Annotated in this window: 10 protein-coding genes; 4 read left to right on the top strand and 6 right to left on the bottom strand. The window is 62.1% G+C overall.

Features of this window, described 5'->3' with window-relative positions:
• Positions 1 to 808 precede the first annotated feature (808 nt).
• The 5 genes from ACVWZP_RS03445 to ACVWZP_RS03425 all read right to left on the bottom strand — a co-directional run bounded on the left by ACVWZP_RS03445 (position 809) and on the right by ACVWZP_RS03425 (position 7560).
• The gene (locus ACVWZP_RS03445; RefSeq protein ID WP_457369373.1) at positions 809 to 1819 is read right to left on the bottom strand and encodes a Gfo/Idh/MocA family protein; all 1011 of its coding nucleotides are present in this window, start codon (positions 1817 to 1819) and stop codon (positions 809 to 811) included.
• A 19-nt stretch (positions 1820 to 1838) separates the two neighbouring features.
• A complete protein-coding gene (gene iolD / locus ACVWZP_RS03440; protein ID WP_288082150.1) occupies positions 1839 to 3770 on the bottom strand; it encodes a 3D-(3,5/4)-trihydroxycyclohexane-1,2-dione acylhydrolase (decyclizing) in 1932 nt (643 codons plus the stop codon).
• 10 nt (positions 3771 to 3780) lie between these two features.
• Complete coding sequence (iolB, locus tag ACVWZP_RS03435; RefSeq protein WP_017846559.1) at positions 3781 to 4569, bottom strand: 5-deoxy-glucuronate isomerase; 789 nt, start codon at positions 4567 to 4569, stop codon at positions 3781 to 3783.
• Complete coding sequence (gene iolE / locus ACVWZP_RS03430) at positions 4566 to 5459, bottom strand: myo-inosose-2 dehydratase (RefSeq protein WP_457369372.1); 894 nt, start codon at positions 5457 to 5459, stop codon at positions 4566 to 4568. Before iolE ends, iolB begins: the two co-directional genes overlap by 4 nt.
• Before the next feature lie 163 nt (positions 5460 to 5622).
• The gene (locus tag ACVWZP_RS03425; protein WP_457369371.1) at positions 5623 to 7560 is read right to left on the bottom strand and encodes a bifunctional 5-dehydro-2-deoxygluconokinase/5-dehydro-2-deoxyphosphogluconate aldolase; all 1938 of its coding nucleotides are present in this window, start codon (positions 7558 to 7560) and stop codon (positions 5623 to 5625) included.
• Positions 7561 to 7844: 284 nt separating this feature from the next.
• Between ACVWZP_RS03425 and ACVWZP_RS03420 the strand changes: the two genes are divergently transcribed.
• From ACVWZP_RS03420 to ACVWZP_RS03410, 3 genes are all read left to right on the top strand, one after another.
• The gene (locus ACVWZP_RS03420; RefSeq protein WP_017846562.1) at positions 7845 to 8765 is read left to right on the top strand and encodes a MurR/RpiR family transcriptional regulator; all 921 of its coding nucleotides are present in this window, start codon (positions 7845 to 7847) and stop codon (positions 8763 to 8765) included.
• A gap of 187 nt (positions 8766 to 8952) precedes the next feature.
• Positions 8953 to 9636: a response regulator transcription factor gene (locus tag ACVWZP_RS03415; RefSeq protein ID WP_003219726.1), complete on the top strand. Its 684-nt coding sequence runs from the start codon at positions 8953 to 8955 to the stop codon at positions 9634 to 9636.
• A complete protein-coding gene (locus tag ACVWZP_RS03410; protein ID WP_046383706.1) occupies positions 9614 to 11005 on the top strand; it encodes a sensor histidine kinase in 1392 nt (463 codons plus the stop codon). Before ACVWZP_RS03415 ends, ACVWZP_RS03410 begins: the two co-directional genes overlap by 23 nt.
• Before the next feature lie 80 nt (positions 11006 to 11085).
• Here ACVWZP_RS03410 and ACVWZP_RS03405 read toward each other — a convergent pair whose 3' ends face one another.
• Positions 11086 to 11502 (bottom strand): SRPBCC family protein, encoded by a 417-nt coding sequence (locus ACVWZP_RS03405; RefSeq protein WP_108526528.1) that lies wholly within the window; start codon positions 11500 to 11502, stop codon positions 11086 to 11088.
• A gap of 393 nt (positions 11503 to 11895) precedes the next feature.
• Between ACVWZP_RS03405 and ACVWZP_RS03400 the strand changes: the two genes are divergently transcribed.
• Positions 11896 to 13149, top strand: coding sequence for a hypothetical protein (locus ACVWZP_RS03400; RefSeq protein WP_457369370.1), 1254 nt, complete (start codon positions 11896 to 11898; stop codon positions 13147 to 13149).
• Positions 13150 to 13308: the final 159 nt, after the last annotated feature.

The following is a 13308-nucleotide window of genomic DNA, read 5'->3' as shown; positions in this document are numbered from 1 at the left end:
TGACCCACCGCTATCGGGGGCAAGCCCTCTCCCACATTGACCGAGTGTTAGCCGTAGAAGGCAGGGTTGCAGTCAGTGGCGCATGAAAGAAGCGCCCTCCGTGGCCATAGCCGACTAGTCCAATTCGCATACATTCACTCCTTCATTGAAGTGCACACCCAATCCAACTGTGGGGGGGGGCAAGCCCTCTCCCACATTGACCGAGTGTTAGCCGCAGAAGGCAGGGTTGCAGTCAGTGGCGCATGAAAGAAGCGCCCTCCGTGGCCATAGCCGACCAGTCCGATTCGCATACATTCACTCCTTTATTGAAGTGCACACCCAATCCAACTGTGGGAGGGGGCTTGCCCCCGATGGCGGTGGATCAGATCCAGATTCATTAGCTGACCCACTGCTATCGGGGGCAAGCCCCCTCCCACATTGACCGAGTGTTAGCCGTAGAAGGCAGGGTTGCAGTCAGTGGCGCATGAAAGAAGCGCCCTCCGTGGCCATAGCCGACCAGTCCAATTCGCATACATTCACTCCTTCATTGAAGTGCACACCCAATCCAACTGTGGGGGGGGCAAGCCCTCTCCCACATTGACCGAGTGTTAGCCGTAGAAGGCAGGGTTGCAGTCAGTGGCGCATGAAAGAAGCGCCCTCCGTGGCCATAGCCGACTAGTCCAATTCGCATACATTCACTCCTTCATTGAAGTGCACACCCAATCCAACTGTGGGTGGGGGCTTGCCCCCGATGGCGGTGGATCAGATCCAGATTCATTAGCTGACCCACTGCTATCGGGGGCAAGCCCCCTACCACATTGACCGAGTGTCAGCCGTAGAAGCGCGGACGCTCAGGCAGGCTGACCTGGACAATTTGCCCACTGCCTTGGGCCTCGATACACGCATCCGCCGCGACCGCCGCCGCAAACCCATCCCACGCCGACGGCCCGCCCACTTGCCCGGCGCGCACGCTGTCGATGAACGCCTGCAACTCGACGTCATAGGCGCCGATAAAGCGGTCTTTCCAGTCCATCAGAATCGCATTGGACAGTTTGGCTTCGCTGCGCAATTGCACCTGCGACGGTTCCGGCAGCTTGGCGATACCGGTCTCCCCCACCACTTCGCACTGAATGTCGTAGCCGTACTGGCAGTTCACAAACACTTCCACATCGATGCGCGTGCCCTTGGCGGTTTCCAGCAGCACGATCTGCGGATCGCGCAGATGGGCCAGGGCCTTGCTGGTCTTGCGCGGGAACACCACTTGCACCGACACATAGTCGTCGTCGAGCAGCCAACGCAACACGTCCAGCTCGTGGATCAGGGAGTCGGTGATCGCCATGTCGGTCTTGTAGTTCTCGCCCACCCGCGGGTTGCGGTGCGCGCAGTGCAGCATCAGCGGCTCGCCGATCCGGCCGCTGTCGATCACCGCTTTGAGGGCGCGATAACCTTCGTCATAGGGGCGCATGAAGCCCACTTGCACCAGTCGCTTGCCGTGCGCCACTTCAGCCTCGACGATCCTGCGACAGCCTTCGGCGGTGACCGCCAGGGGTTTTTCGCAGAACACCGGTTTGCCCGCCTCGATGGCGGCGAGCACGAATGCCTCATGGCTCGGGCCCCAGGAAGTGACGAGAATGGCTTCGACCTGAGGCGAACGGATCAGCGCATGGCCGTCCGGATACACCTCGGCGTCCAGTTTCAGATCCGCCACCACCTTGGCGGCCTGCTCCAGGTCGATGTCGGTCACCGCCACCACCTGGCTGTTGAGCAAGGTCTGGCTGCAACGACGAATATGGTCCCGGCCGATAGCGCCCGTACCGATAACACCCAGCTTCAACGACATACATTCACTCCTCTTGTTATTAGTACTGCCGGGCCTTGGCCAGCTGTTCATTGAGTTTTTTCGCCGCCGCGTTGGTGCGTTCGCTGGTGGAGACCTGCGCCACACCCACCCGCCACCACGACAGGTAGCCGTGGATCATGGTCTTGGGCAGCACCTTGATATCGATCAGCGTCGACACCGTTTGCGTGCGCGCATCGGCCAGCGCCGCTTCGAGCTGTTCGACGCTGCTGACCTTGTAAGTCTTGCAACCGTAGGCCGCCGCACTCATGGCGAAATCCACCGGCACCAGGCCGCCGTCGAGCTTGCCGCTCTCGGGGTTGCGGTAGCGGAACTCGGTGCCGAAGCTGTCCATGCCGTTGCCGATCTGCAGGTTGTTGATGCAACCGAAAGCCATGTTGTCCAGCAGCACCACGTTGATCTTGCGGCGCTCCTGGATCGAGGTGGCCAGCTCCGAGTGCAGCATCATGTAGGAGCCATCACCGACCAGCGCATAGACCTCGCGCGTCGGCTCGGCGAGTTTCACGCCGAGGGCGGCGTTGATCTCGTAGCCCATGCACGAATAACCGTACTCGACGTGGTAAGTGTTGACGCCCTTGCTGCGCCAGCTGCGCTGCAGGTCGCCGGGCAGGCTGCCGGCGGCGGCGACGATGATCGCGTCGTCGGCCAGCGCCTGGTTGAGCACGCCGAGGACCCGGCTTTGGGTCAGGCACGAACCGGTCAGCTCGATAAATTCGCGCAGCACGCCGCGGTCGAGGTGGTCGTCGACCTCGGGGACGAAGTCGTCACCGGCGTATTCCAACTGATGCACCCGGTCGACTTCAGCATCCAGTTGCGCCCTGGCATCGCGCACCTGCTCGCCCCAACCGGCGCGATAATCGCCCAGCGCTGCGGCCAATGCCTCTAGGGCGACTCGTGCATCCGCCAGCACTTGCACGCCATCGAGTTTCAACGCATCGCCGGGGCTGATGTTGAGGTTGAGGAACCGCACCTCGGCGTGCTTGAACAACGACTTCGACGACGTGGTGAAATCGGTGTAGCGCGTGCCGATCCCGATGATCAGGTCGGCCTCGGCGGCCAACAGGTTCGCGGCCAGGCAGCCGGTTTCGCCGATCCCGCCGACGTTCAGCGGATGGCTGGACAGCACCGCGCTCTTGCCCGCCTGGGTTTCGGCGAAGGGCATCTCGAAGCGTTCGGCAAATGCCTGCAGGGCCGCATTCGCCCCGGAGTACTTGACCCCGCCGCCGCAGATGATCAACGGCTTGCGCTTGCCCTCGAAGGTCGCCACAGCATCGCCGATCATCGCCTCGGTGGGCGGGCGCCGGTCGAGGCGATGGACACGTTTTTGCAGGAAGTAATCCGGGTAATCCCAGGCCTCGGCTTGCACGTCCTGCGGCAGCGCCAGGGTGACGGCACCGGTTTCGGCCGGGTCGGTGAGCACGCGCATGGCGTGGATCGCCGCGCTCATCAATTGCTCGGGGCGGTTGATGCGGTCCCAGTATTTGCTCACCGAACGGAAGGCGTCGTTGGTGCTGATGCTCAGGTCATGGAACTGCTCGATCTGTTGCAGCACCGGGTCGGGCTGGCGGCTGGCGTAGACATCGCCAGGCAATAGCAGCAACGGAATGCGGTTGGCCGTGGCAGTCGCGGCAGCGGTCAGCATATTCGCCGCCCCCGGGCCGACCGATGCGGTACACGCGTAGATCTTGCGGCGCAGGTGCTGTTTGGCAAACCCGATGGCGGCGTGGGCCATGCCTTGCTCGTTGCGGCCCTGATGCACCACCAGGTCGCCGCTGTCCTGCTCCAGCGCCTGACCCAGGCCGAGCACGTTGCCGTGGCCGAAAATGGTGAACACCCCGGCCACGAACTTGCTCTGCACACCATCGACTTCGATGTATTGGTTATCCAGAAATTTCACCAGGGCCTGGGCCATGGTCAAACGAGTGGTGGTCATGTCGCGCCCCTTAAAGGTCCAGCAGCCAGCTGTGCTGCGGGTCGTTATGAAAATGCCAGGCGCGCTTGGGGCCGGCCATTACGTTGAGGTAGTAGGACTCGTAGCCATACGGCACGCTCACCGGGTGGTACCCCTTGGGCACCACCACCAGGTCGCTGTTTTCCACGGCCATGGCCTCATCGATGCTGCGGTCGTCGGTGTACACCCGCTGGAACACGAAGCCCTGGGGCGGGTTGACCTGGTGGTAATAGGTCTCTTCGAGAAAGCTCTGGTGCGGCAGGTCGTCGGTGTCGTGCTTGTGCGGCGGGTAGCTCGACGAATGCCCGGACGGCGTGCGGACTTCCACCACCAGCAGGGAGTGGGCGGGCTCGCTGTCGGGCAGGATGTCGCACACGTAACGGGTGTTGGCGCCTTTGCCGCGCACGCTGCGCTTGCACTGTTCGGGGCGGATCAAGCGCGGCGCGAAACCCGTCGCGCCAGGCGCGGCGCAGACCGCGAGCTGCACGTCGCTCAATGCCGTCACCTGGGCGTCGGTGCCCGGCGGCAGGTAAGCGGCAAAGGGCGATTTGTCTTCAAACACCGACTGACGATCGCCGAGGTTCTGCCAGTTGAACCCCTCGCCTTCGATCGTCACCCGGCCGCTGAGCAGCACCAGGCACAGCTCCTGGTCGCCGGCCGTGACTGGCAGGGTTTCGCCCAGGCTCAGGCGGTAGGCGGCAAAGCCGACGTAGGCCAGGCGGCCCGCTTCGAGGGCGACCATGGTTTGCCCGCGCTTATTGCTCTTGACCAGCAAGCTCATTGCCCCGTCCTCTCGTTCAGCAGCGCACGCAAGGTGTCATAACCTTTTTTCGCATAGATATAGCTCGGCGCGACAGCCGGGTCCTGCTCGGCTTCGACCACCAGCCAGCCTCGGTAATGCGCGGCCAGCAGCACGTCGAGCAACGCGGCAAAGTCGATATCGCCGTCACCCGGCACGGTGAAGGTGCCGTTGACGATGCAGTCGGGGAAGCTCCACATCTGGTTGCGCGCCAGTTGCACCACTGCTTTGCGCACGTCCTTGAAATGCACATGGCACACGCGGTCGATGTGCTTGCGCAGTACGTCGAGGGGTTCGCCGCCACCCATGTAGCAATGGCCCGAATCGAACAGCAGGCCGACTTCGGGGCCGGTGCGGCGCATCAGTTGATCGATGTCCTCCGGCGATTCGACATAGGCGCCCATATGGTGGTGGTAGGCCAGGCGCACGCCCTGGGACAGGGTAAAGCGCGCCAGTTCGGTGAGCTTGTCGGCGTAGTCCTGCCAGGCCTGCTCACTGTGGAAACGCGGGCGCTCGATCAGGCGGATGCGGGAGCCCTGGATCGAATCGGCCACTTCGCCGTAGACCAACACCGTGGCGCCATTGTGTTTGAGCAACTCGACGTGAGCGGCGATGGCTTCGATTTCCTCCGCCACCGACCGCTGGGCCAGACGGCTGGAGTACCAACCGGAGACCAGCGCCAGGTTGTAGGGGCGCAACACATCGGCGACGCCCTTGGCGTCCTTGGGGAATTTGCCGTTGAGTTCAAAACCCTCGTAGCCGATCTGCTTGCCTTCGCTCAACGCCGTGCTCAGGGGCGTTTCGCCGCCCAGGGCCGGCAGGTCGTCGTTGCTCCAGGAGATCGGGTTGATGCCAATTCGGATTGCGGGCATGGCTGCACCTTTATTATTTTCAGGTATCACTGAGATCTGCATTATGTGGGAGGGAGCTTGCTCCCGATGGCGGTGGTGCAGTTACAGAAGTGTTGCCTGACACACTGCCTTCGGGAGCAAGCTCCCTCCCACATTGGATTACATTTCAAATTAAGAACTTCGTTCAGCCTCTGGCACTGCACCAGGCACTGATCAATTGCTCGAAAGTGGCCCGGACTTGGCGGATCAGGGTCTCGTCATCAATCTCCCCCGCCATCCACGCGCGACTCGGCTCCTGGAAAATCGTGCGTCCCACGGCAAAACCACGGCAGGTGCGACTCTGGCTGGCTTGGCGGAAGCCCTCGGCCAGGCACTCGGCCGAGGCATTCAGGCCCAGCAGCACCACGCCGCGGCAGTACGGGTCGCGTTCCTCGATCAGTTCGTCGAGTTTTGTCCAGTCCTCGGCCGACTGTGCCTCGATTTTCCACCACGCCGGGTAGATACCCAGGTTGTACAGGCGCTTGAGGCTGCGGTAGAGCACATCGGGGTAGGTCGAGGGGTGATCCTTGGGCGGGATGACTTCCAGCAACAGTTCATGCCCGCTGACCAGCGAAGCCTCGTACACCGCCTTGAGTTGCGCTTCCTGTTCCAGGCGCAGCAGCGGTTCGTCATCGGGGTGGTATTGCACCAGGCATTTGATGATTTGCTCCTGGGGCCAGGCGATCAGGTTGCTGCCGATCGAGCGGCCGTGTTCGAACGCCAGGGGCCGCGAGTTCTGCACCTCCACCGGGCGTGCGATCCACCAGCCGCGACCGCTGGCGGCGTTGAGCGCATCCTGGCCGAAGCGCTGGTCGGCGAGCAAACCGACATCGGCCTCGACGCCCTGCCCGCGCAGCTTCTTCTCCACGCGTTCGACGGCCTGGATAAACAGCTGCTTGATCGTGCTGATGCGGCTCGGGTCCTGGCCGCCGCGTTGCGCCAGGTCGACCAATTGCCAGCGGTGGTCGAAGGCGAACACGAACAGTTGCTTCCAGGCCTTGCGTGGCACCGTGACCCGATGCAGGCGCTGCAGGGTCACGTCTTGATCGGGACGGGTGATCGGCACCGGGCTGTTGAACAGGTAATCCAGTTCGGCCGGCGTCGGCATGGCCGGTGCGCAGGCGTGGCGCGACACCACCAGGCCGCCGCAGGCATTGGCCAACTGGCTGCATCGCGCGTCGCTGGCATCGTTCAGCCAGCCGCTGAGAAAGCCCGCCATGAACGCATCGCCGGCGCCCAGCACGTTAAGCACTTCAACGCGCACGCCGGGGTAGATCGCACCCTCTTCCAAACGGGCCGGGATCGCGCCGTGGATCACCGTGCAGCCCTGCGGGCCGAGCTTGACCACCAGGGTCGCCGGGGTCAGTTCACGGACGGTGCGCAGGGCGCTGAGCAAATCTTCACTGCCGCCGGCGATCAGGAACTCTTCTTCAGTACCGACGATCAGATCGAAGCGCGGCAGGATGCTCTGCACGTGCTGGCTGACGCTCTGGTCGGCGACAAACCGGGTTTCGCCATCGGCCTTGCCCGCCAGGCCCCACAGCACCGGGCGGTAGTCGATGTCGAGCACGCGCTGGACATTGTGTTTGGCCGCGTAATCCAGGGCCTGGACGCTGGCCTTGTACACAGCGTCGGTGGAGAAATGCGTGCCGGTGATCAACAGGGCCTTGCTCGAGGCGATAAAGGCTTCGCTGATGTCTTCGGCGCGCAGGGCCATGTCGGCGCAGTTTTCGCGGTAGAACACCAGGGGGAAGGTTTCGCGGTCCTTGAGGCCCAGCAGCACCAGCGCGGTAAGGCGTTGCGGGTCGACCTTGATGCCGCTGACATCGCAGCCTTCACGGGCCAGGGATTCCGTCAGGAACCGGCCCATATGGTCGTCCCCTACCCGGCTCAACATCGCCGACTTGAGGCCCAGGCGCGCGGTGCCGAAGGCAATGTTGGCGGAAGAACCGCCGAGGTACTTGGCAAAGCTGGACACATCCTCAAGCCGCGCACCGACTTGCTGCGCATAGAGGTCGACGCCCAGGCGCCCGAGGCAAATCAGATCCAATTGACGCCCACTGGCAAAACGAGTCTGGCCCATGCTGGCTCCTGTTATTTTTATCAGCCTGCGTTGTGCCGCCGTGGCGACGGCACACGCTCTTGGTGGGAGCAGACTAGAACGTTCAGCGAGCCCAATCAATATTTATTCCATAATTATTTTTGGTAGAATATTTTTTCCAATACGTCAGCATAGGGGCACGCCAGCGACAGTGCATCGTTTCAGCCGCCCACTCGCTGGCGCATGCCGGGGTATTTTTTTGCGCCTACCCTGTAGACTTGCGCCCACTATCAGCGCACCAGATGAACCCGCCAGAAGGATTGCCCATGTCCCGCACCGATCAGCCGGCCACGCCCGAGACCGCTTCCCAAGACACTCTCGCCAGCCCTGCGATCAATGCCGAACGCCTGTTGCAGCTGATCACCGACGAATACGAAAGCCTGCCACGCCAGCTCAAGCGCATCGCCAGCTACATGAGCCAGCAGAGCGACCGGATCATGGTCGACCGCATCAGCGACATCGCCCGCGAATGCGAAGTGCATCCGTCGGCCATCGTGCGGTTCTCCCAGCGTTTCGGCTTCAGCGGGTTCAGTGAGATGCAGGCGCTGTTTCGCGAGGCGTACACCCACAAGACCACGCCGGTGCAGAACTATCAGCAGCGCATCCGCAGCATGATCGCCAACAAGTCGCAGAAGGCCAGCGGCGGCGACCTGGCGCGCGAGTGTGTCAATGCCACGCTTTCGGGCATCGAGCGCCTGGGCCTGGAACTGGATGACGCGGCGTTCGAAAAAGCCGTCGACCTGGTGGTCAACGCCGACAACATCTACGTGGTTGGCGTGCGCCGTTCGTTTGCGGTGGCCGATTACCTGGTCTACAACCTGCAACACACCAACAAGCGCATCCACCTGATCTCAGGCCTGGGCGGCAGCTACCGCGAGCAGATGCGCAGCGTGCGCGCCAATGACCTGGTGATCGCCATCAGCTTCACGCCCTACGGCAAAGAAACCCAGCACTGCCTGCGTATCGCCCAGCACCACCAGGCCAAGACCCTGATCATTACTGACAGCAACCTGTCGCCCCTGGCCAAGCGCGCGAACGCAGTGCTGTTGGTCAATGAAGGCTCGTCGTTTGCCTTCCGTTCCTTGAGCGCCACGTTGTGCCTGTGCCAGGCGTTGTTCATTGCGGTGGCGTATCGCCTGGAGTTGAAGGTGGATGAGATTCATGAGCAGGTGGGCTTCGACGACTGACGGAGGATCCGTCACCGGAGCCGCCGATTGACACGCCTTCATCGCAGGCAAGCCCGCACATCGGAGTAGGCGGGGTTTATGAAAACTGTGTCAGTTTTGCCAACATGAAGTTTTATTTAGGAAGCGTTCAGCCATTTCTTGGCAAAATGCCCACACTTCTAGTGTGAATCGCTCACCAGGTAATCCTATGACCCGCATTTTGACCATTGAGGATGACGCCGTAACGGCCCGCGAGATCGTCGCCGAGCTGAGTAGCCATGGACTGGATGTTGATTGGGTGGACAACGGCCGCGAAGGCCTGGTCCGCGCCGTGAGTGGTGATTACGATCTGATCACCCTCGACCGTATGTTGCCGGAACTCGATGGCCTGGCCATCGTCACCACCCTGCGCACCATCGGCGTGTCGACGCCAATCCTGATGATCAGCGCGCTCTCCGATGTCGACGAGCGGGTGCGCGGCCTGCGCGCCGGTGGGGATGACTACCTGACCAAGCCGTTCGCCTCCGATGAAATGGCCGCCCGCGTTGAAGTGCTGCTGCGGCGCAAAAGCACGGTCAAGGAATTCGAAACCGCCCTGCGCGTGGCCGACCTTGAGCTGAACCTGATCAGCCGTGAAGCCAGCCGCGCCGAGCAGCCGCTGAGCCTGCTGCCCACCGAATACAAACTGCTGGAATTCCTGATGCGCAACACCGGGCAGATCCTGTCGCGGATGATGATCTTCGAGGAAGTCTGGGGTTATCACTTCGACCCCGGGACCAACCTGATCGATGTCCACATCGGTCGCCTGCGCAAGAAGATCGATCCACCGGGCCTCACGCCGCTGATCCGCACGGTACGAGGTTCCGGGTATGTCATTGCTGAACCCCTCTAAGGGCTGGCGTTCCTCCAGCAGCCGCTTGCTGGCGCTGTACAGTTCGCTGTTCGTGGCTTGGAGCTGCATCCTCATGGGGGTGCTGTATTACGAGGTGTCCGGTTACCTCAGCGACCTCTCGCGCCATTCGCTGATGCAGCGCCAGCACCTGTTCCAGCGGTTCGACGGCGAAGAACTGTTGGAAGCCCTGACCACCAGCATGACCTTCGACATGAAGGGCGTGGACGCCTATGGCCTGTTCGATGAGCAATTTCGCCCATTGAACGGACCGATCCAGGCGATACCGCCCGACTTGCCCCTGGACGGCAAGATCCACGCCCTGGCCAATTGCGTCGACTCCGACGACCCGAAACTGCCCAAAGACAGCTGCGACGCCGTGGTCACCCACACCGCCGATGGCCGCTGGCTGGTGCTGGTGCGCGCCAACGGTTCGCTGTTCGGCGTAACCCGGATCATCTGGCACGCGCTGCTGTGGGCGGTGTCGCTGACCATCATCCCCGGCGCCGCCGGCTGGCATTTGCTGCGCCGCCGCCCATTGCGACGGATTCGCGGGATCCAGGCCAGCGCCGAGGCCATCGTCGCCGGCGACCTCACCCATCGCCTGCCGCTGTCGAACCGGCGTGACGAACTGGACATGCTCGCCGCCATCGTCAACGCCATGCTCGACCGCATCGAGAAGCTGATGAACGAGGTCAAAGGCGTGTGCGACAACATCGCCCACGACCTGCGCACCCCGCTCACCCGCTTGCGCGCGCAGCTCTATCGCATCAAGCAACAAGCCGAACACGACTCGGCCCACGCGGTGCAACTGGACGACGCCATCGCGGAAACCGACACGCTGATGGCGCGCTTTCGCGGGTTGTTGCGGATCTCGGAGCTGGAAGACCACCAACGCCGCTCGGGCTTCCTGGTGATGGACCCACTGCCGCTGCTGCGCGAACTGCACGACTTCTACCTGCCCCTGGCCGAGGAAGGCGAACTGCAACTGGTGCTCGACACCCCGCCATCCCTGCCCTGGATCACCGGCGACCGGGCCTTGCTGTTCGAGGCCCTGGCCAACCTGCTGAGCAACTCGATCAAGTTCACCCCCGCGGGCGGCGAAGTGATTTTGCGCGCGGTCAACGATGCGGGCAGCACGCGTATCGAAGTCCACGACTCCGGCCCCGGCATCCCAATAGCGGAACGCAAGGCAGTGTTCCAGCGGTTCTATCGCGTGGATGAAAGCGACCAGCAAGGTGGGTTTGGGCTGGGCTTGTCGATTGTCGCGGCGATCATCAACCTGCACGGTTTCAAGCTGGACGTCGGCACCAGCCAACGCGGCGGTGCGCGGTTGGTGCTGGAGTGTCGCCAGCAACTGATGCCCAAATAAACCAGACACGACACCGATCGAAACGGTGGGAGGGGGCTTGCTCCCTCCCACATTGGGTGTCGCTTGCCCGATCGATCAGGTCAAGCCGGGAAGTTGGCGCGCAGCGCCTCAAGCCCGCCGCGGTACACGCCGGCAAACAAAGCCTCCACCGCCTCGTCGGTGATGCCCGGCACCGGGGTGAACACGCCCGACCACGTCACCTTCGCCGACGATTCCGTCAGGGCTTCGACCCGCAACGTCGCCAGGTAGGCACTCACCGGAAACGGCGACTCCTCGATGCTGTAGCTGTAAGTGCGGGCCACGTTATCAAAGGTCTGCAAGCGCTCCACCACCACGCCGCCATCGGCGGTCTTCAGGTGACGCAGGCGCCCGCCGTCGCCCGGCTTGCTCTCGACGATCAATGGCAGCCAGTCCGGCAGCGCGTCAAAACCGCCGACCAATTGCCACACCTGATCGGCCGAAACCGGAACTTCAATGACAGAAGAAGCTGTAGGCACAATCAATACTCCAGACAATAAACAATTCAGATCGCCAGATCTGTCGCACCGACAGTCGCTGGCGATCGGGGTTAAACACTGTACGCCAGCCGATTCGTCACTTCACCCAGATTCGTGGTGCGACGGAGGCTCGATAAGCCCCTGCGCTCCTGACCATTCGTCGCCTTGTTTTCAGGCCCGGCGCAGACACTCTGCGTAGCCTCGTTCTGAAACCCGCACGCCAGAGCCGCCAAACAGCCCAAACAGCTGCCCATGCGCGGTGCAGCAACTCGTTCTGTACCTGTTAAAAATGACAGTTGTAGGCCTGCTGACGGCGGCCTTCACTGTTACGCAAGGCCTGCGGGGCGTCCTTGTCCCCCGCAGATGGTTTCACCCACCAGGGAAGGACAGCCCATGCAGCGCACATTCAAGAAGCTAATGGTTCCAGTGCTGTTAAGTGTTGGCGTATCGTTTTGCGGACATAGCGCAAGCGCCAACGCAGCCACATTCGTCAGTTCAGGTCACGCGGCCGGACCGCAATGCGCGACCTCCGGGATCAACGACAATGGTCAGGCGGTCGGTAACTGCAACTCGGCGACGCCGAGTACCAACCCCAACCAGTGGTTCTCATCGACACTGGCAGGTCCCCAACAAGTGCTGTTGCCATTGGTCACGGGACAACCGTGCAGCGTCAGCGCAATTGCCAACAATGGCTGGATGGTGGGGCTGTGCGCCAATGTCGGCAATGTCGCTTTGGGCGTGTATTGGAACGCGGCGACGCCCGGCAACCCGCCGACCGCCATGGCTCCGCTGCCTTTTTCATTGCTGTTGCCGCCGCTACGCCCCGCCGACAAGCAGACAGTCCCTACTGCGCAAAATCAGAACGGTATGGTGCTCGCACAGAGCCTGAGTGCAAACGAACAGGCAACGGTGGTGGTCTATGCTGCGGGTAGCGCGACGCCACAGCGTGTATCGGGCTGGGGTAACAACTGCTCCGGTGTCGACCTGACTGAAACCTTGACGAATGGCTGGCCACGCATCCTCATGAATTGCCCAGGAGCGAACGGTACGCCTGAGATCACCTCGGCCAGTTGGAGCGGGAGTGGATTTTCCCTCGTGACGCCGCCGCTTCCGGCAGGCGCCAGCTACTGTGAGGCCGTGGACATGAACGATGCGGGTCAGTTCGTCGGCACCTGCACGTTCCCCGGTTCGTCCCCCGATACGCTCCAGACCGCCTATTGGGCCTCTGCAACTAGCACACCGTTGCTGCTGACAATGCCGTTGAATGCACAGAACGTGGCAATGGCAATCAATGCCCGTGGGCATGTGGTGGCCTATGGCAGGAACCCATTGGGCCTCCTGACACTTCTCTTCTGGCCAGACCCCACCAACTCTTTCACCGTAGCGCCCATCCAGCCATTGCCGGGCAGTAATCAGACCAACTTTGCAGGTTTTGGGGATAACGACAGCGTCGCCATGACTTGCCTGAACAGTAACCAATACCCCACTGCCTGCAGTTGGACGCCCTCGGGAGGCACCGTATCCGTGGTGGGTCTTGGCGGAACGTCCAGCGAGTCGAGCGGCATTTCGCCTAGCGGCGTATTTATTTTTGGTACGGCGACGGATACCTCCAACGATTTCAATGCGGTGGGAGCTACGTTGCCCTGAACAAGGAGCCCGTTTTGCGGCGTGGCCTGGCACAGACTGTTAAGTTGGAGGTGCGTGATGTCTCACAGACTACCGGCAAAATTCCCGGTCGCAATGTTATTTGCAATAGCTAGCACGTTGGCTGCGGATGCGATGGCCATTCCGTTAGCCGATGGAAAA

The sequence above is a fragment of the Pseudomonas sp. TE36184 genome (assembly GCF_054060055.1).
Note: the sequence above shows the minus strand (reverse complement) of the source record. Positions and strands in the feature narration are given on the sequence as shown.